General features: G+C 29.6%; 17 protein-coding genes. 2 read left to right on the top strand and 15 right to left on the bottom strand.

Translation table 11 applies throughout. The features are described 5' to 3' along the window. Nucleotides 1-86: 86 nt before the first annotated feature. The 13 genes from OA93_RS08295 to OA93_RS08235 form a co-directional block, all read right to left on the bottom strand. Entirely contained in the window at nt 87-890 is an 804-nt protein-coding gene (locus OA93_RS08295) for a hypothetical protein (protein ID WP_131474469.1), read from the bottom strand. Nucleotides 891-954: 64 nt separating this feature from the next. Beyond that, nucleotides 955-1926 carry a hypothetical protein gene (locus OA93_RS08290; RefSeq protein WP_039112690.1) on the bottom strand — a complete coding sequence of 324 codons (972 nt, stop codon included), beginning with the start codon at nt 1924-1926 and terminating at the stop codon, nt 955-957. Nucleotides 1927-2024: 98 nt separating this feature from the next. Further along, nucleotides 2025-3053: a hypothetical protein gene (locus tag OA93_RS08285; protein WP_131474468.1), complete on the bottom strand. Its 1029-nt coding sequence runs from the start codon at nt 3051-3053 to the stop codon at nt 2025-2027. Between the two features lie 220 nt (nt 3054-3273). Continuing rightward, nucleotides 3274-4251 carry a hypothetical protein gene (locus OA93_RS08280; protein ID WP_039112688.1) on the bottom strand — a complete coding sequence of 326 codons (978 nt, stop codon included), beginning with the start codon at nt 4249-4251 and terminating at the stop codon, nt 3274-3276. A gap of 111 nt (nt 4252-4362) precedes the next feature. Continuing rightward, nucleotides 4363-5424 carry a hypothetical protein gene (locus OA93_RS08275; protein ID WP_131474467.1) on the bottom strand — a complete coding sequence of 354 codons (1062 nt, stop codon included), beginning with the start codon at nt 5422-5424 and terminating at the stop codon, nt 4363-4365. A 68-nt stretch (nt 5425-5492) separates the two neighbouring features. Continuing rightward, a complete protein-coding gene (locus OA93_RS08270; protein ID WP_131474466.1) occupies nt 5493-6356 on the bottom strand; it encodes a hypothetical protein in 864 nt (287 codons plus the stop codon). A 159-nt stretch (nt 6357-6515) separates the two neighbouring features. Next, on the bottom strand, nt 6516-7685 hold the full coding sequence (locus tag OA93_RS08265) for an SH3 domain-containing protein (RefSeq protein ID WP_039112684.1): 1170 nt from the start codon (nt 7683-7685) through the stop codon (nt 6516-6518). Further along, complete coding sequence (locus OA93_RS24075; protein ID WP_052259409.1) at nt 7618-10314, bottom strand: hypothetical protein; 2697 nt, start codon at nt 10312-10314, stop codon at nt 7618-7620. The genes OA93_RS08265 and OA93_RS24075 overlap by 68 nt, the downstream gene beginning before the upstream one ends. Before the next feature lie 11 nt (nt 10315-10325). After that, nucleotides 10326-10820 carry a DUF4280 domain-containing protein gene (locus OA93_RS08255; protein WP_039112683.1) on the bottom strand — a complete coding sequence of 165 codons (495 nt, stop codon included), beginning with the start codon at nt 10818-10820 and terminating at the stop codon, nt 10326-10328. 85 nt (nt 10821-10905) lie between these two features. Further along, nucleotides 10906-11985 carry a peptidoglycan-binding protein LysM gene (locus OA93_RS08250; protein WP_039112681.1) on the bottom strand — a complete coding sequence of 360 codons (1080 nt, stop codon included), beginning with the start codon at nt 11983-11985 and terminating at the stop codon, nt 10906-10908. 34 nt (nt 11986-12019) lie between these two features. Then, nucleotides 12020-13006, bottom strand: a complete 987-nt coding sequence (locus OA93_RS08245; protein ID WP_039112680.1) for a TssN family type VI secretion system protein — start codon at nt 13004-13006, stop codon at nt 12020-12022. Nucleotides 13007-13008: 2 nt separating this feature from the next. Continuing rightward, complete coding sequence (locus tag OA93_RS08240; protein ID WP_240474700.1) at nt 13009-13953, bottom strand: hypothetical protein; 945 nt, start codon at nt 13951-13953, stop codon at nt 13009-13011. Continuing rightward, entirely contained in the window at nt 13937-14452 is a 516-nt protein-coding gene (locus OA93_RS08235; RefSeq protein ID WP_240474698.1) for an NlpC/P60 family protein, read from the bottom strand. Before OA93_RS08235 ends, OA93_RS08240 begins: the two co-directional genes overlap by 17 nt. Before the next feature lie 690 nt (nt 14453-15142). Here OA93_RS08235 and OA93_RS08230 point away from each other — a divergent pair. Beyond that, nucleotides 15143-16198, top strand: a complete 1056-nt coding sequence (locus OA93_RS08230; RefSeq protein WP_039112676.1) for a PKD domain-containing protein — start codon at nt 15143-15145, stop codon at nt 16196-16198. 6 nt (nt 16199-16204) lie between these two features. Then, nucleotides 16205-18670 (top strand): ATP-dependent Clp protease ATP-binding subunit, encoded by a 2466-nt coding sequence (locus OA93_RS08225; RefSeq protein ID WP_039112675.1) that lies wholly within the window; start codon nt 16205-16207, stop codon nt 18668-18670. 81 nt (nt 18671-18751) lie between these two features. Here the strand turns inward: OA93_RS08225 and OA93_RS08220 are convergent, their stop codons facing one another. Both OA93_RS08220 and OA93_RS08215 read right to left on the bottom strand, forming a co-directional pair. Then, complete coding sequence (locus tag OA93_RS08220; RefSeq protein ID WP_039112673.1) at nt 18752-21478, bottom strand: DNA gyrase/topoisomerase IV subunit A; 2727 nt, start codon at nt 21476-21478, stop codon at nt 18752-18754. Between the two features lie 30 nt (nt 21479-21508). Continuing rightward, entirely contained in the window at nt 21509-22612 is a 1104-nt protein-coding gene (locus tag OA93_RS08215; RefSeq protein ID WP_039112672.1) for a PDDEXK nuclease domain-containing protein, read from the bottom strand. Nucleotides 22613-22617: the final 5 nt, after the last annotated feature.

Genomic DNA, 22617 nt, shown 5'->3' with positions numbered 1-22617 from the left:
TATTAAGGTTCTATTTTTAGAATTTAATTATTGGTTCGTTATTTATAATCTCTCTTAAAATGCTTATTTCAAATCTGTTAATAGGTTTATTTAATCTTCGTTAAAGGAAATTCATTGTTACCAGGATTTATAAAATATATCGGGTTTCCAGAGATATAAAATTTATCCTCATTTACCTCTATAAATATTACTCCCATTTCATCTTCAAATGCTTTGTTGTATGCTATTTTGATTTTATTCTCACTAACTTTTTCTCCCTTTATATCTAAATATTCTTCTTTGCTTCCGGCATCGTCAATATTTACAGATATATCGTCTAGAGATTTAATTATAATATCAAAAACCGTTTTCTCATTATCTCTATTACTTGCTTCAAAATGATAAACTCCTCTCCAGATATCCAAAGAATCTTGATTTATAATATCAATAGAATCATTAGCTAAATCTCCAACATCATCACTTGTAATGCAATCTGCTTTTGTTCCTTCAACTGTTTTTATGCTTTTAAAATTCAATTTATTCACAAAATATTTAACAACAGTTGACGATCCATCATATGTGATTTCCCATTTAGATATACCTTTATTTTTATCAATCCATTGAAATCTGTAATATGATTTTTCTGATTTATCCGTAAATAAACTTATCCCGTCTTTATTTAGTTTTACATGGTCGATTTTCATATTACTATCTTCCATTATTCCTTTTTCAAAAATTGAATCTCTCGAAGTTTTTATACTTTCTCCATCATAACCACAATCTACAAGTACAAATTCATTTCCTTTTTGTTTAACCTCTAACCAAGTTCCTATATACTCTTCACTACTATCTTCTGATTTACAGGAAACCATCGTACCTAATAGAAATAAAATAAATACTAGTTTTCTCATTTTATAATTTTATCTTTTTGCGTTTAATCATAAGAACTTATATTTTAAAATTTGCTAAATCAGTTTAATAAGCCTGTATAGTTCCATCTGAATTGACAATGTATTTTGCCGAAAGTTTATTTTTCTTCTTATAAACTTTATCAAAAACTGAAACTGATAAATCCTTATTAATTACATAAGTCTGATTACTAACATCTACATCCTCTGGAGCTTCTCCATCAGGATATTGCCCAATTAATTGATTTGCTATAATTTTATTATTTCTCACATTCATTAAATAAGTAGTTGAAAGATAATCCTGTACTTCATCTCTTATTATAAAAACATAAGTTTCAAAATCCAAACCTGAATTATCTATACAATAAATTCTCTCTGGTGTATTTTTGTTTATCTTACTGTTAATCAATTGTGTTACAACCGACAATTCATCACTTTTGTAAAAAGGAAAATTTTCATCACAAACTTTACTTTCTTCTACGTAACATAAATCTATATATTTTTCATAATCAAAAGGAAGTTTCACTTTCTTTTGAGATAAATCAGTTTTATTTTGGGCAACCTCACTTTTATCACCTTTTCTATATAAAATTGCAGAGTCAGGCGAATAAAATTCTCCTTTAGGTGATTTTATAATTTTCCACTCAATATGATTTTCATAAATTTTAATTTCTGCTTTTCCATTTTTGGCTCCAAAAAAGCTATCGAAACTTAGCTGAATTTTATCCTTTACAATTAAACCTTTTATGTTATTTGTATCATCAATATCACAATCAAGTTTATTACCATTATTATAAACTGCACAATACTGTCCAAATACAGAATCCTTCTCAACTCTTTTTATTTGTATTGTAAATTGTTGAGATTTATCATCAGATCTCCAATTCCAGACACCAATTATATTCTTTGAATCTGTTTGAACATAATTATTGATAATCTCATTTTTGTTATCGTTATCATAATGAACATCTTTTTTTATTTCATTGTTTTTACATGAGGTAAAAAAAATAATTATGACTGCAATCTTTAAAAATTTCATAATATTATTATTTTATAATTTCCCCGATTAGCAAGAGTATACCACTCTCACTAACTGGGGCTTTTCTTTTCAATACGTCAATGAGCTTATTACTTTTATTATTTTTCTATATTCTCATATTTAATTTTTGAATCATAATTTTTAAAATCAATCTTTCCAAAATCTTTTGGATAAAGAAAGGAACTTATAGGTAAAAATTCTGATCCATCTGATCTTTCAAAAAGACTTCTTTTGAATTTAGCTAAAGTAAGTTCATCTGATTTATTATTATATTCAAACGTAATATTGTCATTTTGTATCCTACCAAATTCGTCACATGTAACTTGCTCAATCGTAAAATAATTATCCTCTGAAGTTGTTTTTTTTAACCCGTCTGAAGGACAATTATAAGAAGCAGTATAAATAATATTATTGTTGCTTATTATAGAATAACTATTATTTCCTTTGTTTATCATTATGTATAATGGAGAATCCATTAAGAGTGAATTATCCAAATCCATTTTTTTAATCACTTTAGGTTCAAAAATTAAAATTATATCCTCCTGTCCATCTTTATTTAAATCACATTTTAATTCTTTTTTTATCTTGTACTTATCTAATTGTAGCTTTAAAGATTCAATAGTTTGGGTTGTCATTTTCTTTTCAAAAGCCCATTGTTTTAAAACTTTATTCTTTTGCAAAAAAATAAGATTCCATTTCTCCTTTATATAACTTTCCTTAACAGAGAAGGATAAAGAATCATAATCTTTAAAGTTTATAACATCAATAATTAAATATTTTTTTACATCATCATTTTTAATAAATTTCTCTAAACTAAATATATAATCTTTAGTATCCTCTTTTCTATAAATGGTATAACTTAAACTATCTATATTAATTAAATTTTCAGATTTTATGAATAAGTAATTATTTAATTCATCTCCCTCAAAAAATGTTTTGCCAATAAAAATTTCTTGTTGTTGTTTTTCTTCTTCTAATTTTTGCTTTGTTTGAATAATATTATCTTTTTCTTGCCCTTTACAAGAAACTAATAAGAAAACGACTAATAGAAATATAAAAATTGATTTAAAAAAATCATAAACTTGTTTAATATAACCTTGGAGGGATTCAGTTAGTCTTTCTTCCATTTTTTTATTTTGAATCAAACTCATATTCTAAATATTTACTTTCTTTTTATCAATTTAGAAATACCTCCAATTAGCAAGAAAATTAGACTCTTGCTAATTAGGGCTTTTCTTTTCAATACGTCAATGACCTTGTTGTTGTTGTTGTTGTTGTTGTTGTTCATAAATCAAATGCACTTTTATAAAAATTACAAATCTGCAAGACGATTAGTTAACAACTTTATTAGTCACATTTTGTTAATTCTATTGGATTTTTACCCCCATTCTCTTTTAGCATTATAAAATCATCTACAAAATCTAATTTCTTTGTTTTAACATTATGTAAGCCATACCAATAGAGCAATGCAGTCTTGTCTTTCAAAATAAGTTTAGCAATATTTTCAGTTTTAGAGATTTCATCATCTATTACATTCTTATCATCTTTATAATATTTTTTTTGAGAATCTGTATTTTTAAATCTTAAATAATACTCATTCTTTTTATTTGGAATATCTATTATATCAACATTTATATAAATTGCATTATTTGAATACAATGATAAATAACCTTTTTTGTCAGAAATATCAAATGTAGTTAAGGAATTCTCACAGTTTAATCTCCACAATCCGTTTAAATCTAATTTAGAATCTTGAGATTCTTGAGGTATACTCTTTTTCTGTTTTAAATAGAATGTTTTAAAAAGCTTATCTTTTACTAAAGCATCAATAATGAACTCATTATTATTAAACGAAATCTTAAAATCTTTTTTTAAAACACCAGATTTTTCTACGTTTAGCTGGTTAATATCGAAATCTCCTAAATAATATAGATCTTCATTTTCAAAAATATATACAAAAAAAACAGAACTATAATAATCATCTCCTTCAATTAAAAAGACCTTTTTATTCTCACATTTGTAATAATAAAAGTTAATGTTTGCACTTTCTAAATTTAAATTTGACAAATATTTTTTACCATTTAATACTATATCATAAGCTTGTTCGTTGTTGTTCTTTATTTCATAAGTTTCATTTTCATATTTGTATAAAAAATCATCATTATCCTTTTTATTAAGAGATTTTTGTTTCACAAAACAGGACTTATTAACAATTGTAATAGTATTTTCAATATTGTTTACTTTTATTTTTTCTTTCTTTTCAGAATTACACGAACTTAATGCAAATGCAAAAATTACTAAAAGTTGAATTATTGTACTTTTCATATATTTTTTTTTAGTCTGTCTAAAATACCTCCAATTAGCAAGAGATTTAGACTCTTGCTAATCAAGGCTTTTCTTTTCAATACGTCAATGACCTTAATTATTTTTATATTTTTATTTTCTTTCGACTTCAATCCATTTGTTAAAAGTTCCTTCTCCACCTAAACCTTTCATATAAAACTTATTACCTTCTTTTTTGATTCTAAAATTAGGCTTGTCAGTTTTACAACTTTCTTCATCTCCATCATAATATAATTCTAAGACATTATTATTTTCAATTGCTCTATAATTACCATTACAGCTTATCGGCTCGTGATAGCTTGCTTCATTTAACTTCACAATATTACTTGATATAGAAAAACTATATGTTACACTTGCCATCCCTGAAGTAGTCAATTCAGTTTCAACTGTAGTTGAGAAACTTCCTTGATACTTTGGATTAATATTTGAAATATTAGCTTGTTTCTTTATTTCCTTATCTAATTTCTCAAAAAAACCATCTTTATTTATCTTAAAATTGTAAATATGTTCAGCTTGACTTGTCTCATCTTCACTACATCCATAGTAATCTTTTATTTCAATAGCAAACTCTTTATTTATACAAAAATCTCTAAACCCACTACACTCACTAGTAAATATTGAGGCTACAATTAATTTATCAATTAATTTATCCCCACTAAATGTTTGAATTTCTAACCTTGGCTGAGTTTTTTCAGAACTAAATAAATATGCATAAAATATAGCTGTAATTTTATCGTTAATTATAATTTTCCCTACTGAGGATGCCTTTCCATCATATGGATAATGCATGAAATAATTTTCATCTTCAGATACAAAATCAATCGTATTGGCACTAAATAGATTATTTATTTTATCATTATTTCTCTTTAAATTATGCTTTACTAAAAATGTATCAATATTTGTTTGATAATATTCATTACCTGTTTCAAAATCAATATTTAAACAATATGGCAATTCGATATTGCCTGTGCCACTAAAATCAGTAACTAATTCGCTATTCTTTTTATCTCCAATCTTTATTTCATTGTTTTTACATGAAGTAAAAAAAATAATTGCAATAGCAATCTTTAAATATCTCATAACATTTTTATTTTTGATAATTTCCCCGATTAGCAAGAGTATACCACTCTCACTAACTGGGGCTTTTCTTTTCAATACGTCAATGACCTTATTACTTTATTTACTCACTAATATGAATAAGCACTCTAAATTTATACAATAATTTAGTCATCACATTTTGTCAATATAATTGATTCTTTCTCCACTCTTTTTGTAAATGGATTTTCTAAATGAATTCTTTTTTTCGATTTAGTATTATAAAATCCATACCAAATAAACTCAATCTCATTTCCGTTTTTTTTCATTTTGGCAATTGGTTCAATTGCTGAAAAATCTTGGTAATTTTCCATATCATCAGGATATGGTCTTTTCATGTAACTATTATCAAATAAAATATGAAATTCATTATTACCTATTTTTTTAATTTTAGTATTAATACTAAATCTTTGTCGAAATACAAATTGTCCACCAACTACACTAAAATACACATATGATTCATCTAATTTACAATCATTAGACCATGACTTAGCTGAAACAATATCTTTTTCGAAGTTTATATTTTCCTCTGGAATATTGCTTGTTTCTTCATCATTATCGTTACAAGGTTCCTTAGTAAGGATTATTTTATTTATAAATAGGCTATCAATAAATATTTGATTGTTTATTTCTAAATAATACTCTTCAACATTATTTTTTTTAATTTGAATTACTTCATTCTTCTTTGTATTAAAGTTATATCCTTTAAATATATAAATACCTTTATTTTCTATAAATGATATTTTTTTTATCAAATCATATTCCTGTCCCCAATTATGATACAAAGTATCATTATAAAACTTATATTTTTCAATAGATGCACCACATGGTTTGAATAAGACTTTTCCTGAATCAGTTTCAGTAACTTTAAAAAAAGTGTGTCCTTCAATGTTTAGAATGCCTTCATTATCCTTTTTTTCATCGTTTTTCTTAATTGAAGAATCTTTACAACCAATTAAAATTAGAGAAACGACTAATATTATTACTCTCATTTTATTAACATTCAGAATCATCTTCATATTTTCAAACATATTAATCTATTATTTTTCTTTCATCAACCTTAGGAATACCACCAACTAGCAAGAGAATTAGACTCTTGCTAATCGGGGCTTTTCTTTTCAATACGTCAATGAGCCTTATTTGTTTTTAAATTATTCAGCTTTTATCTTGTTTTTGTAAACATATCCTTTATTACCTGATTTAGTTTGAATAAACCACCAATTACCTGAATCATCTAATACATCTATTTTTTCACCAGATTTAATTTTTTGAATTATATCTGAAGTACTGTTTTTGTCTTTCCTTAAATTGGTAAATCCATCTGGATCTTGAATATAATATATTTTAACTTCAGAAGTTTGATCATTATTTTCTTGCATAGTATGGAATACTTTTACAAAAAACCTCAAATCCTCATGTCCGTAATAATTATTTTTTTCAAAAGACATAACTATTTTAGGATGAGAAATCAGAATATTATTCAAAAGTCTGTATGCCATATCATTATCAGTATCTACATCAGCATCTGATTTACCCTCAAGACCAAGATTTAAAAGATATGCAATAGCCTCGTCAACATTTTCTGTTGATATTTTATTCACTTTAATTATATCCTTTCTTTCATCTGCCAAATAAAAAGTTATGTGATATATAAGTTCATTATTTTTTGATAAATATTTTAGAAATTTTTTTCTAATAGTATGATCTCTGTTATAAAAAACCATTGACAATTTGAAATTATTTGAAAAATCATCCCAATCACCTATATTGTCAGAAACTTTCTTTAGAAAAGATTCATTTTTTTCAAAATTAAATAATACAACTATATCCCTTGCTAAATCAATATCTTTCTGACTAGTTCCTAAAATAGAGGCTAAATCATTTAAATATAGAATTTTATTTAAGCTAATCAGTGATTTCATATATGGATAACTCACAAGCTTTTCTTCTTTAATCTTATCAATATCTGGCAAAATATCCGATCCTATTTTGATATACCTTCCCTCTTTAGATATTTGATAATCGGTAGGTTCATCAAGAATATTAATATCGTTATAACCTTCTTTCAAATCATGAGTACTAATACCAATAATGTCTTTATTAATATTTTCAAAGTTTTCTTTGGTATTCTTATAATTTGATTTATTTAAAATATCGGTAAACATTTCTATTTCTTTTTTTTCTACATTGATTTTTTTATTATCCTGACCTTGACATGATATATTAAGTAATATCAACAAAATATAAGTATACCTACTGAGCATCATTTTTCTTATTCTTTCGTTTTGTTGTTGAATCTTTTGGATCTGCAATTGTTTCATAATCTGTAAATAATTGATTTAAATTGTTAGGATTAACCTCTTCTACGTATACAATAACTTTTTTATTTGAGCTTAAACAATTTGAAAAATGTTTAGTTATCTTTGGCATATCTGCATTATAAACTCTAATACAACCATGAGTTACCATAAGTGCTCCATTATCTGTTAAACCTGTCTTTCCATCACCAATTGTATGTCCGCAATGTATTAATATTCCAGATCTAGAAGAAGCTTTTAATGCATCTCCTGCTTTAGGAGAAAGTCTGATTACCCCATGATTACCGAAAGATACACCTACGTTAGCAGTTTTTAATTCTAATCCTGCATTCCATAAACCATTTGGTACATTTCCAAAACCACCATTAGTATATCTGTCTTCTCCTCCTGTTCCCAAAGCCAATGCATAACACTTGAACAAAATACCCGAATCATCGAAAAAAACCAATAATCCTTCTTTTTTTCTATCTGAAGGGACTATAATATTAATGTATGCTGTTTTATTGTCTGCAACATAATTATTATCGTATGTTGCATACTTACCAACTACTTTAGGTTTAGGTTTAGTTTCTTTCATCCCCCATTTACATTCATCAATTTTAAATGTTTTAGATGTGGTATCATTAAAATATTTCTGCTTTTCATCATAGTTTGTAGATATTTTTTTATTATTCTTATCCTTAATATCTACATTATTTCCAACCAAAGGACAAATATCATTTTTTACATCCCTTGTTTTATTTGCTTTTTTATTTATTTTTTTCCATAAAAAGAAAATCATTGATGTGAAAACAGCCAAATCTATACGTTCCCCAACTAAATGTGACTTAGATAAAATATCAATTTTCTCATATTTTTGTATAAATGAGTTACAAAATGTATAAATTTCTCTACCCGTTATTTGTATTAATCCTCTCCCTTTAAAATTCCAACCATCACTACCTCCTTTATTCCCTAACTCTTTTCTATTACTATAAGCTGTATTTGCTATCATTTCCTTATTAGCACTTTGATACTTAAGATTTGGCTTATTATACTTAATTTTCAGGGCTTTAATATTTTTTTCATCAATTCTCCCATATTTGAACGCTAATTCATTTGGTGGACCATAACGTTTTCCAGTTGTACTAAATGCCGAAAAAGTATCTGGCAAGGCTTGTACTGGAAAATTCATTCCCTCCCCAGTCTTTAACTCTAATGATTTACCTCCTTCTACAATCGCTTGTGCAAAAAAATGAGCTTTATTCCAGCAAGTATCCATCCCTAACTCTTTCATATACTTGGTATAAGTTTTGGCAACCTTTTCCAAGGTAGCAGGATCGGCTTGAGTAAATATACCTTTAAGTTGACCAGCAGTTACTGGATCTATACAATTTTGACAAACAACCTTTTTATCATCCTTCTTCTCATCCTTTTTATCATTCTCACCTTGCTTCATCACACTACTCGAAGGCTCTATAGGATCTGGCTTAAATACTGTAGCATCTACATTTACTATTCCACTTGGTTTATTCACACCACTTGACAACACTTCAACATATGCAAACAACTCTAATTCAGGCCCTTCTCCAAAATCACCTCCTAAGCTTCTTGGTATTGTATCTAGAGGTACTAGCCTAACATGTAAATCTGACTTGATAGTAAATTTTTGATCAAGTAATTCATCATTGCTAACAATATCTTCATCATACAATTTAAGACGAACTTCTTTCCCGATAAGCCCTTTAGAATTTATCCAAACTTTAATTCGGTTTTCTTTAAAAACACCTTTTATTTTGTTTCCATTAATATCAGTAATGTTTACACTATTAATTACGCCTTTTACTTTTGTCTGTGTTGGCACAGTTGGAGTTGGAGTTTTAGGTTTCTGTACAGGCACATTGTTCTTAACCGGTTGTGTTTGTCCTGGAGAAGTTGTTTTACCTTTAAAAGGTGCTACGGGAGCTTCAAGCTCGTTTACATTAACATTATTACTAGGTATTTTTTGTTTATTAAATTCCGTAGTCACATAATATTCATGGATCTTGTCTTTTTCTGGTCCTGCTTTTGTTGCAATTTTTGCAAAACTTGGTCTTAAAGGAAAATCAACATCTGCTTTTCCGTTTTTAACGATACCAAAACGTGTTTCTATTATATTTTTTTCATTCGCTGTATTATGTCCCCCCTTCTTTGCATCATCTTCCCATAGGGTAACATACACTTTGCGTTTCTCCATGTGCAAGCAATGTACTCTCGCTTTAAGTGTTTGCCCATAAGATAATGGCTTAGCAGGCTTTTTTCCGCTTTTATCAAGTAATTCTACACTATCAATTTTTGGACTCCCAGCTGCTTGGGTCTTTATATCTAGTCGGGCAACTTCTTCTCCTCTTTTTGCCAATATGCGGATACCTTTTCTTTCCAGACTCTTCTGCAAGAAAGTATAAGATACTTTATCTCCTGTTTTGTCATTCTCTTTTGTTTTTCGCCACTTACCGTTCTCCAATACGTGTATCGTCCAGGAAACTGGTGGACCAAACGAACTCTTAGGCATAAGAGGATTTGGTAGCAAACTACCAAAAAAAGCATTTATCGTATAAAACTCTTCTTTTCCTACTACAGGATTAGGATTACCAGTTATTTTAAAATCTGACATACTGCTTAATTTTATTTACAAATAGAATCACTCTCTTCTAAACTTTCTTGAAATTTAGCTGTATCTACCAGTGGGTTTATTTGATTACTTACCTGTGGCTTAGCCTTTTTTGCATTTTGTTTTCCTGGTTCTGCCTTTTGTCCATGCTTATCTACAGTAATACAATCCGGTCCTCCTATAGGACAAGTTGCTTTACTGTCTTCTAATAAAATTTTCCCTTTATTAGATAATGTAACTTTATCATAAAAACCACTCCATTTGGTAATCGTTGCTTTACAAGGCAAATAATCTCCACTTCCGTTAGGTTGCATCTTGCATTTACCAAACGTGTTTTTCTCTAGTGTTTGTCCAATTTCTTTATCGGTTGCTATGAGTTTTTTTTCGGCATCTTTGTCATTAGCATAATGCTTATTTTGTGTTTTCACCTTAAGTTTATCCAACTTAGGCTCTACACTAAACTTACATTTTACCGTTGCTCCTTGTACTACTACATGTTTCTCACTCATGGCTTTACCTTTTTTGGATATTAAATATCCTTGTTGATTCCGTTTTCTTTTTTATAAATCTTACTCAAATCAATTATTATCTTTTTTAGCTCTCAGTCTCAATTTTATCTGGTAGAGAATCTATTGTTATAGCTATTTTTATGGGTTCATGGTAGTCAATACTACATTCTAAATTCATATTTTCTATACAATAAGTATCTGAATCTAAAAAATAGGTTGCGCTATAATTCCCTTCCCAAGGTTCAAACCCAAAACTTTCATCAAAACTAGAATCTATATAAGTTCCTTTTTGCTCTACTTTAATTAAACCCGACGCTTCTAGATAAGGAGCTACCTTTTGTTCTACTGCAAACAGAGACTCTTCATTTTTTTCTAACGGAAAAGAAATCTTATTCTCAAAAGAGAAATTGGCTGTATAGCCTACATGAATACCATTAAAAAAAGCTCTCAAAAAATAATCAGAAGATAGTGATGCCAATAATGTTCCTGAACTCTCTAATGCATACTCGGTATGTTCTATATACGCATGAGTTACTTCTCCTTCATAATAATCTAAAATTTCTCTTTTAGTATCTTCCCAGCGAGTTACGATTTCATTATAATTATAAATATCAACCCATTTTCCTGTTCCGTCAACTACAATCTTTAATGGATATAAAATTTCGGCAGTTTTTGCTCCCAACTCATCCATCATTGTATCAGGCTTTTCGGCATTAATATAAATATTAGACGCCTTGTTAATTTCAAAGAGCTGAAACTTATTCTTATCTACAGCAAGCCATTTCACATTTACTTCTGTAGTAATAGTATCTACCTGATCTCCTACTTCGCTAGTGTAATGCACTTTATATTTCTTATCAAGACCTCTAAGCAGAAATGGCAATGTATAATCATTTTTTAAAACAACTTTTGCTGTTCCATCCTCAATGCTTTTTTTCTCTGCATTGACACTATTTACAGGAGCCAAAATCAATAATTCCAGATGACTTTTAAAATCAGCTTCGATTAAATCAGGAATAGGACAATATATATTATGATATCGTCTGAGTTCTCTAGCATCTATACCAAGTTTATGAGCTACACTTTCCAGCGTATCTCCTACCCTTATTTTATAAATGCGATGTTTGTCGTATGATGACATCTCAGATCCCTCTATATAGTACATTATGTCTTAGCTAATTTTAATTTATTCCACAATTTTACAATGCAGGTTCTTTAACTTCCTTTTTACTTCCTTTTTTTTCCTCTACCGTAGGTTCGTACATAAAACCTTCTTCGTCTTTCTTCTTTTTTTTATCTACTTTGATTTCTTTTTCTTTCTGTCTTTTACAAATAATAACCGAGTTCTCGGTAATACCATTCATTCCCAAAGTATATTTCGCATCTACGTATTTAGCGCTTTGATACCATTTGGGTTGCAAGAAAAACACCCAATTGTAGTTTTCACCATTTTGGTCTAAGTCTATAATGCTTTCGGCATTATGATCGTTATATCCCGAAACAGTATGGTAAAATAAGTTTCCAAAATCAATCCTTACGGGGCCTTTAGATCTAAGAGAGGTATAAGTAGCACTATCAGGTTTTTTCTGGATCAACAAGGTTATAAGTAATAAATCCTTCATCTCTACACCATCAATTTCTGGAAAAGGATTTTTCCCTTTAGGTATTCTCCAGGTAACATATTCTTTAGGTGGTATTTGCATCATATAATTAAAAACAGCATAAATCCCTGTAGGCACAATAAATACCAAGAAATGAGAGCACATTAGGAAAGTAAGCCCAATACCATTAAGTGCTGTATAAATAATTATAAACAGAACACTTGAGTACAGTATAATTAATAACGAAAATAACAATTCGATACCAACAGATTTCATACTAAATTCCTCAAAATACCATCGGTATAAATAAACATGGAGGCATCCAAACAATAAAGAAGCTATTTGATAAAACAGAAACTCATCAGATAATTCTGTAAATAACTTGTTATAACCCAAGAAGGCTACTAATGCGTAAATAAGCACAAATGAAAATATATAGATATAGAATTTCTTCTTATATTTTACTGCAAATTCTTTTATTTTATCACTAAATACCATTGTAAGAATAACACTTACTGCTATAATTACAACCAGAAATACAATGAGCCTAATATCTATAAGCGCTGCTAAATGTTTCTTTACCATTTCTAAATTCGTGTTGTATACCCCAACACAGGTTGTTTACTAAAATTAAATGCTTCTGTTTCTTCATTCATTAATAAGATTGTTTTAAGCTCAACTTCCATTGGAAAAAAATGCTCATAAAAACAATCTATAAATTTTTTAACCCCGCCTTCATGAATATAATCTTGAAAAGGCTTATTGATTATTGGTCCTATCTCGACGGTTACATTCATGGAGTAATCCATATACTTGTTACCGCAAATAAAATCGACACCCAATCTATTCTCTCCTAAATTAATTTGCTGACTCTCATCACTATATTCTTTAGAACTTGTTATTTTATATTGTACTTTTTCTTCTATAATACTGCCTAAACAGCGGCATGCTAAATCAATATCACCAACAATTTTATAAGCGTATGGCAAAAGCTGAATAAACTTAGACACCAAAACTGCTGGGTAAATATGTGGCAAACCCCAGAAATCATAAAAAAAATCTAGTGGTTTACTTCCGTTTAATTTGTATAAAAAATCTCTCTCAACACTTTCTATCTTAGTCCTATAATGAAAAATTTCATTTTCAAAAGGAATAAAAAAATTACGAGCTTCGGCTTCTTGTTTTTTCTGATGCTTATGCTCTTTTATCATTTGTCGAACAGACTTATCAGTATTGTTCTCACTCAAACTATGAACATAGCCCTCTGGTAGCGCATCATAGATACTATCTCTAGACAAGAATATATTAAGATACTCCTGTTTATCATAGTTATCATCCTGAATTGTTGCGCCCAAAACATCACTCCTATACGCTCTTGAGAATTGTCCTCTGTTAGAAATTATAATTTCTTCGGAGACAACATTATTGCTCTCAATAAGCTCATTGGCTATAATTTCGGCTCTGATATCATAAGAAATACTCTCTATTTCTTTTACCAAAGTTTCAAGAGATTGTTTATTTCTTCTTTGCATCTTCATTGATTCTTCCTGCTCCTATATAGCGCAATTGAAAATATTCGTCATTGAAATTATAAATCGCCAATCCTTTATCTGTACATGCCAAAATCCTATCGTTATGAAGGTATAAACCAACATCCGAGATAGGATGATCTTTATCGTATCTAAAAAAAACTAAATCCCCTTCTGCCAAAAAACTTCGTCCTGTAAAAATCTGAATTGCTTTAGATTTCCACATTCCAGCAGGGTCTTTAGGAAGTGTTACTTTATAAACATCACTATACAGTGATTGCAGGAAATAAGAACAATCGATTCCTTTTTTCGAAAAACTTTTTTCTTTGTACGGCGTATTAATCCAAGTATCGATATACCCATACAAATTGTAATTCGTTATTTTATTAGGAGTTACAGCAAGAACTATCGAATACTTCTCCTTTAAGGCTAAAGTAGCATCACTTAAATTTTCCGAATTATCATTTACAACAGTTTTATTCTTTAATCCAGTTTCTTCCATATGAGATTGTTTTTTCAACAAATCCAAGGAATAATCATATTTAAAGGGAATCTGAGAAATATAACTCTGACTCCTACACTCAGTAAATGAACATATCATTAGCATTAATAAAATTACCTGCTTCATTTATAAAATTTATTATTTTATCTCTATAGAAAAAAATAGAGTATTTATTAAGATTATCAATTATTGAAAATCCTTTAATCCTTATAATTTTTAAAGCTAATTGTTGTGGTATTTATTAGCTTAGATTCTTTGTTATAATTTTTCTTAGTGATAATGAATTTAAACATCCAATTATCTCCAGATTTTTATTATTCTAAAATTTTTGTTGCAATCTAAATTATAATTCTATTAAAAAAGACTTATACAAGTCATAAAAATACTACAATAAGGTATTTTTTATTTTTTAAATAAATGTAATAATGCTAAAAAGTGAAATGAAATATCACTTTTTAGTTTCCAAAAGACTAACTGTTGTGGTATTTGTTAGCTTGGTTCTTTATATTATGAATTTATTACATCCATAATCACAAGGTTGCAAACGTAATAAATTATTCTGTAAGAATACAAATTATTTTTTGTAAATTTTATAGTAATAATTCTTGGAATCTTAAAATAATAAAAACTATTTTTGCGAGCAACTTTATAAAATATATTCTGACTTTTGTGAATTCTTAAAAATAAAAAATGAATAAAAAAAATATCGATATTAGGGTTATATTCTTCTTTTCAATTTTATTATTGATAGGAATAGTTGCATTTATAGTACAGTTTTTCAACCATGTAGACTGTGAAGATGTTAAGCTTTACATTTTTTCAGATCACTCGCAAAGCGAGGAATCCATTGAGTTTTATGACCGAACCCATAACGCAAAAACATGGGAATGGGATTTTGGAGATGGGTCGTTACTAGATGTAAGAAGACATACATTTCACGTGTATAAAAAACCTGGAAAATATAAAGTTACCCTAACTATAAATGGGGATTGTACCCATACTCGAGAACTCGTAATTAAGGATAAATATGCTGCTGATAAATTTGGAACTCCGCAAATTATCGTCCCAAAAATAATCACCGCAGGACAACCCACCTATTTTAGATCAGAATCTGATGATGCCAGAACATGGGAATGGTCATTTGGAGAAAATAGAAGAGGAATCGACGAAACTTCGGCAAATCCAGTATACACTTTTTCAACTCCGGGCGAAAAAACAATTACACTTATCATAAATGGAGATTTTAGCACCGTTGCAAAAAAAACAATTTATGTGCATACCAGAGTAATTAAGAAAACAAATCCGCTGGATGTTACCTCGTATGAATATGAAAAAAAGGCAGAAGCTTTTTCATTACCAAGGGGTTCTGTTAAAAAAGACCCTCTGGAAGACATGTTACAATATGTACCTGTTGCCCCAAAAACTAAAACTCAAAAAGATAGTATTAGCGCAGTAAAAAAGGCTCCAAAAGTATCCGAAGATCAGTTTGAAATTTTACTAACTAAAGTTGCAGAAGGTAGCAAAGTCAAAGATGATTTCTCTGAATATTTATGTGATGATCTTGATATTCCGATTGTAAAAAATGATAAAGAATTGTTGACTTTTTCACAATTATGTGCTGCTATTAAAGGAAAAAAAATAAAAATAGAATCAATACGATTAAACAAAGACAAACAAAATAATTGCATTAAGGGACTAAATATTAGCTATAAAGTAAAAAAATACTTGATCTGGTCTAAAGATTAAAATAGTATGGAAGAAGAAAAAAACATTTTCAGCGTAGAATTACTAAGTGCATTTGAAATAGCAAGAAAAATTGCTAAAACCAATTCAAACAAATATTATTCGGCAGCCCATTTATTAAAAGCCATTTTAAACAGAGATTTATCTCTTTTAAAACAACTTGAAACTATGGGGAAAGATGTTTATTATCTTGACGAATGGGCAGAAGTTCGAATGGAAGATGAACCTAAAACAAGTCAGGTTCTTAATGCAGAACCGAGCGATGTAATTGATGAAATTATCAAAGAAGCCGAATCGGTAAGAGCTATATTAAATGAAGATGAAATTACTCTTTATGCCATCATAGTAGCATTAAGTTCACCTGGAGTAGGTTTTAATTTCGACCAGATGAAAACTTATCCTATTTCCCGAAACGAATTACTAGAAGACCAAACTAATATACCTCAAGACCAAAATGTTGCCAAACAAGAAGTTAAAAAAGGCTTTTTAGGCAAATACTGCATTCATAAAAACCTCGAAAAAAAGAAAAAGAGAATAGTTGCTATTGGTCGTGAAACAGAATTAAACACGATTAAAGAAATTCTTTGTCGATTTTCTAAACCCAATGTATTATTAATTGGTGATCGAGGTATTGGAAAATCGATTTTAATAGATACACTTGTTCAAAATGTAATTGCAAATCAAGTTCCAGATGTCTTAAATAAAGTACAACTTTTCGAACTAGATTTATCATCCCTAATCGCTGGAGCTTCTTATAAAGGCGAAATCGAGGATAGATTAAAGAATTGTATTCAGGAACTAAGACAGTTTCCTAAAGCGATTCTTATTATCGAAGAAATTCATATTCTATTAGATAAAAACGGTGGCGATTCAGGTGTTTCTAATGTTTTAAAAGGCGAATTAGCTAAAGGATTAAACATTATTGCTACATCGACAATCGATGAATACACCAAAAGAATTGAAAAAGAACAAGGTTTATCTGGTATGTTTGAGATTGTAAAACTAGAAGAATCTGATGATGACACTTTGTTTCGAATGATTCGCGAGTCCATTAAAACATATCAGGAACATCATAAAATACAAATCGATGATGAGACTATTACGGAGTCCATTCGATTATCCAAAAGATATTTAAAAGAAAAAAGTCTACCAGAATCGGCTATTAATCTTATCGACCATACGATGTCGGTTTTAAAAACGTCTGGCGAAACTTTTCTTAAAGAAAAACAATCAATTCTTGATAAATTAAAGCTTTTAAAGCAAAATGATGCTGGTTTATCTGAAGAACAATTAATAAAAGAATCAAACTGGTTCCTTACCGATTTAATCAATAAGACAACATTTTTGATGGTTGTTGATGAACAAAATGACAACAAAATATTTGAAACATCAGAGTCTATCATCAATCATATCGAAAGCCTAATAAGTACTCTTGAAGAAAGAGCTTTAGACAAACGTGTACATATCGAAGCTTTTGATTTATCGCTTATTATTGCTCAAAAAACAGGTATTCCTGCTGGAAAACTAAAAGAAGAAGAAAAGCAAAAATTAAACAATATTGAAGAAGTTTTAGGTCGAAGAGTTATTGGTCAGGACCATTGTATTGCTACAGTTGCAGGATCTATCTTAGAGTCAAGATCAGGCTTAAGTAAAGCTGGACAACCTATTGCATCATTTTTCTTTTTAGGGCCTACAGGAACAGGAAAAACAGAACTAGCAAAGAGTTTGGCCGAGTTCCTTTTTCAGGATGAAAATGCTATTATCCGCTTTGATATGTCCGAATTTAAAGAAGAGCACTCCGCAGCATTACTTTATGGAGCACCTCCGGGATATGTGGGTTATGAAGAAGGTGGATTATTGGTGAATAAAATAAGACAAAAACCATATTCAATCGTATTATTTGATGAAATCGAGAAAGCACATACCTCTGTATATGATGTGTTTTTGCAAATTATGGACGAAGGAAAACTTCATGATCGATTAGGTAAAGAAGGAGATTTCTCAAACGCTATTATCCTTTTTACTTCTAATATTGGTGCAGATCATATTGTAGAAACTTTTAATAGTGGTAAAATTCCAACTTCAACTTCCTTAATGGAAATTATGGGGAATTATTTTAGACCAGAATTTTTAGGACGATTAACCGAAATTGTTCCTTTTGCTCCTATTAGCAAAGAAAACGCATTGAAGATATTTGAAATCCACCTCAAAAAAGAGTTCATGGATTTACTTAAAAACATCAATATAACTGTTGAAATCCCTATGGAAGCCAAACTATATCTGGCAGAAAATGGATATAATGCCAAATACGGTGCAAGACCTATTAAGAGTATTATTCGTAGTCATTTAAGAAGACCATTGGCCAAGAAAATAATTTCTGGCGAAGTAAAAGATGGCGATAAAATGATTGTCGTTATCGAAAATGACGAGGTAAAATGGATTAAAGAGGAAGTATTAATTAACTCTGAAAATTAATTTAATTCTCATTTATTATAAATGAAAAACGCTAAGATTTACTTAGCGTTTTTTTTTGTGCTTATTTTTAAAAATAATCTTTTAATCTAAAACCAACCCGATTTGTCCATCGTCGTCTAGTTCCGTTTCAACTGAATCATCATCGGATAGTTCCGGTTTTTCAGGAACTTCTTCTTTTGGTTCTTCGTATGGTAATGGATCTAACAGATTAACTTGTTTTATCTTATCACTTGTTAATTGATTCCCTAATGCTTTAAAGCCTTTTACAGCAATAAAATCTTCGATATCTACATACAAATTATCTTTTTGAACTCCTTTTACCTTAGCAAAAACTAATTCGACTACAGGGCGATAATCAGTCGCAACAATCTCTAGCTGAGAATTAGGGTGTTCAGTAATAAAACATTCTTCTTTATTTTCAGTCTCAATCAAGAAACGCTTAATATAGTAACGTTCTTTTTCCCCATCAAAATAAATAGCTGAAATTGGCTTTTTAGGATTCCATTTTTCCAAAACAATCATGTCTTCATCAAAATGAGTTGATAATTCTGGAATAATCACCTTCAGCTTTCCTGTCTGGCTAATGATTAATATTTTATCACTTGGCTTAAATTCTCCTAACAATTCTCCACGTGCATCTACATTTAAACGCTTTACAGTATCATCAAACCAAACTTTTCTTGGCAATAAAGTAGAGATTCCTTTTTCTTTAAGTTCGATTTTCTTAATTGGATATTTGGTTACCAAATTTCCTTTTGAAGCTCTTCCTTTAATAGCTAATTTGGCAAAATCAATATCGAATTTCAATTTTTTAATCGTTCCAACCTGACGCAGTAAAATAGTTATTACTTCGGCTTCTCCGTTTGGATTATGCGAAAAATAAACTACTTGCGAACCTGTAGTTTCATTGGTTAAATCATACGCTTTATCACGTGTAACTCCCGAAACATTAAAACGTTTTATATATGAAGGCCCTGATTTTCCGTCACGATACATCATATTGTAAATTGTACGTTTATCGCTTTTATCAAAAATAGCAACATGTATGATATCTTTACCCACAAATGTCTTAGAATCAACTTTTGTAATTATCATTTTACCATCTCGTAAAAATACAATCACATCATCAATATCCGAACAATCAGTTAAATACTCATCTTTTTTCAAGCTAGTTCCAACAAAACCTTCTTCGCGGTTTACATAAAGCTTTGTGTTACGTAAAACTACTTTTGTAGCCTCAACATTATCAAAAACACGAAGTTCTGTCTGGCGTTCACGTCCTTTACCATATTTCTCTTTTAATCTGGTAAAATAAGCAATCGCAAAATCTGTTAAGTTTTCCAGATTGTATTCTACTTCCTTCATTTCATCTTCTAACTTAGCGATAAAATCATCGGCTTTATCAGAATCAAAACGGGTAATACGTATCATTGGAATTTGAGTCAAACGCTGTAAATCATCATCGTGAATTTCTCTTACGAATGATTTCTTGAAAGGTTCAAATCGGTCATATAAATATTTATACAACGATTCTCTGTCAGAATATAATTTGAAATCAATGTACATTTCCTCACGAATGAAGATTTTCTCTAAAGTAGAGAAATGCCATTTATTTTTTAATTCCTCTAATTGAATTTCTAGCTCTTGTCGAAGCAAATCGACAGTTCTGTTCGTAGAAATCTTCAACATTGCTGAAACACCAATAAACAATGGTTTATTATCCTCAATAACGCAACCTAAAGGCGCTACAGAAGTTTCGCAGGCTGTAAACGCAAACAAAGCATCAATTGTTTTGTCTGGTGAAACTCCTGGAAAAAGGTGTATCAAAATCTCTACATCTGCCGCAGTATTATCTTCAATTTTCTTGATTTTGATTTTGCCTTTTTCATTGGCTTTCAAAATACTATCAATTAAAGTAGTCGTATTGGTCGAAAACGGAATTTGCGTAATTACAAGTGTATTCTTGTCTAATTGTGCAATTTTGGCACGTACACGAACACGTCCGCCACGAAGTCCATCATTATAATTAGAAATATCTGCAATACCCTGAGTCATAAAATCAGGATATAATGTAAACGGTTTTCCTTTAAGAATTTTTACCGAAGCATCGATTAATTCATTAAAGTTATGTGGCAATACTTTCGTAGAAAGTCCAACCGCAATACCTTCGGCCCCTTGTGCCAAAAGCAAAGGAAATTTTACTGGTAGATTATTCGGTTCTGCACGACGACCATCATAAGAAACACCCCAATCGGTAATTTTTGGAGAGTATAAAACCTCCAAAGCAAATTTAGATAAACGTGCCTCAATATAACGCGAAGCTGCAGCTCCATCTCCTGTTAAGATATTTCCCCAGTTTCCCTGACAATCTATCAATAAATCTTTTTGACCTATTTGTACCATTGCATCACCAATACTCGCATCTCCGTGAGGGTGATACTGCATGGTGTGACCTACAACATTGGCAACTTTATTATAACGACCATCATCCAACTCTTTAAGAGAGTGCATAATACGACGTTGCACGGGTTTAAATCCGTCTTCGATAGCAGGAACAGCACGTTCCAGAATTACGTACGAAGCATAATCCAGGAACCAGTCTTTATACATTCCGGTAACTTTGGTAATGGTATCACCACCTTCTCCATCGTTATTATCGTAAAAATGTCCTCCTTCAAAAGATTTGGCATCTACTTCGATAATCTCTTCAGATTCATCTTCTTCTTGATTCTCATCATAAGAATTAGTATCCTCCGAATTATTTTCTTCGTTATCTGGAATTATGTTATCGTCTTCTTCGTCTTTCATTTAATTATATTCGAAATTATAATTTTAATATTATTTGTTTTCGATGAGTTCTTTTAAAACCTCAACACTCGGTAACACTGTTTTATATTTACTAGCAAAAATTTGCTCGTTGTTTTCTGGTAAAGTATATCTTACTACTGCCTCACTTTTATTTTGGCAAAGTATAATTCCAATCGTTTTATTCTCATCTTCCAAACGCATTTCTCTATCATAATAGTTAACATACATTTGCATCTGACCTAAATCCTGATGTTTTAATTCACCTATTTTCAAATCAATAAGTACAAAACATTTTAAAATTCTATTATAAAAAACTAAATCAATTCGGAAGTGTTTATCATCAAATGTAATTCTTTTTTGTCTTGCGACGAAAGTAAAACCATGACCTAACTCTAGTAAAAAATGTTCTAGTTTATTAATAATTTCTTCTTCTAATTGCAATTCTGAATATTGATGTAATTCTGGCAATCCTAAAAATTCAAGTATGTAAGGATCTTTAATAATATCTTTAGGTTTCTCAATGATCTGACCTTTTTCTGATAATTTTAAAACTCCTTCTTTATCACGACTTAATGATAATTTGCTATAAAGTGCCGAATCATACTGTCGCTTTAATTCTCGAACACTCCAATTGTATTTTTCAGATTCTATTTCGTAAAAAAGTCTTTCTTTTTCATCATCAATTCGCATTAAAAAAACATAATGAGACCAAGTCAATTTAAAAAACGAAGATAATATCTGCATTTTTTCATTTCTGAAATTCGTCGACAGCGATGACGAAATTGAATCATTAGAATTCCGCGACACTGTCTCGGAATTCTTAATTTCCAAAATACTAGACACTGTCTCGGAAATTGAATACACTAAATAAAATTTTCTTATATTCTGTAGGTTATCAACTGAAAATCCTTTTCCAAATTCCTTAATCAATTGCTGAGAAAGTCCTTTCAATAATTGTTTTCCATATTCGGCTTTATCTTTTCCGTTTTGTTCTTCTTCAACAATCATTCTTCCTATCTCAAAATAGGTAATTGTCATCGTTGAATTTACAGTACATAAAACTTGTTGTCGGGCATTTTGCAATAACTCAACTACTTGTTGAAATATGACTTTATTTTGAAGATCGGTTGACAATATAT

The organism is Flavobacterium sp. KMS, from assembly GCF_000813005.1.
Taxonomy (GTDB): Bacteria; Bacteroidota; Bacteroidia; order Flavobacteriales; family Flavobacteriaceae; genus Flavobacterium.
This window is presented reverse-complemented; position numbering and strand designations above follow the sequence as displayed.

Excerpts from the sequence above, each read along its gene's own strand:
- OA93_RS08295 (WP_131474469.1), bottom strand. The coding sequence starts at position 890 with ATGAGAAAACTAGTATTTATTTTATTTCTATTAGGTACGATGGTTTCC.
- OA93_RS08290 (WP_039112690.1), bottom strand. The coding sequence starts at position 1,926 with ATGAAATTTTTAAAGATTGCAGTCATAATTATTTTTTTTACCTCATGT.
- OA93_RS08285 (WP_131474468.1), bottom strand. The coding sequence starts at position 3,053 with ATGGAAGAAAGACTAACTGAATCCCTCCAAGGTTATATTAAACAAGTT.
- OA93_RS08280 (WP_039112688.1), bottom strand. The coding sequence starts at position 4,251 with ATGAAAAGTACAATAATTCAACTTTTAGTAATTTTTGCATTTGCATTA.
- OA93_RS08270 (WP_131474466.1), bottom strand. The coding sequence starts at position 6,356 with ATGAGAGTAATAATATTAGTCGTTTCTCTAATTTTAATTGGTTGTAAA.
- OA93_RS08265 (WP_039112684.1), bottom strand. The coding sequence starts at position 7,685 with ATGAAACAATTGCAGATCCAAAAGATTCAACAACAAAACGAAAGAATA.
- OA93_RS24075 (WP_052259409.1), bottom strand. The coding sequence starts at position 10,314 with ATGTCAGATTTTAAAATAACTGGTAATCCTAATCCTGTAGTAGGAAAA.
- OA93_RS08255 (WP_039112683.1), bottom strand. The coding sequence starts at position 10,820 with ATGAGTGAGAAACATGTAGTAGTACAAGGAGCAACGGTAAAATGTAAG.
- OA93_RS08250 (WP_039112681.1), bottom strand. The coding sequence starts at position 11,985 with ATGTACTATATAGAGGGATCTGAGATGTCATCATACGACAAACATCGC.
- OA93_RS08245 (WP_039112680.1), bottom strand. The coding sequence starts at position 13,006 with ATGGTAAAGAAACATTTAGCAGCGCTTATAGATATTAGGCTCATTGTA.
- OA93_RS08240 (WP_240474700.1), bottom strand. The coding sequence starts at position 13,953 with ATGCAAAGAAGAAATAAACAATCTCTTGAAACTTTGGTAAAAGAAATA.
- OA93_RS08235 (WP_240474698.1), bottom strand. The coding sequence starts at position 14,452 with ATGGAAGAAACTGGATTAAAGAATAAAACTGTTGTAAATGATAATTCG.
- OA93_RS08230 (WP_039112676.1), top strand. The coding sequence starts at position 15,143 with ATGAATAAAAAAAATATCGATATTAGGGTTATATTCTTCTTTTCAATT.
- OA93_RS08225 (WP_039112675.1), top strand. The coding sequence starts at position 16,205 with ATGGAAGAAGAAAAAAACATTTTCAGCGTAGAATTACTAAGTGCATTT.
- OA93_RS08220 (WP_039112673.1), bottom strand. The coding sequence starts at position 21,478 with ATGAAAGACGAAGAAGACGATAACATAATTCCAGATAACGAAGAAAAT.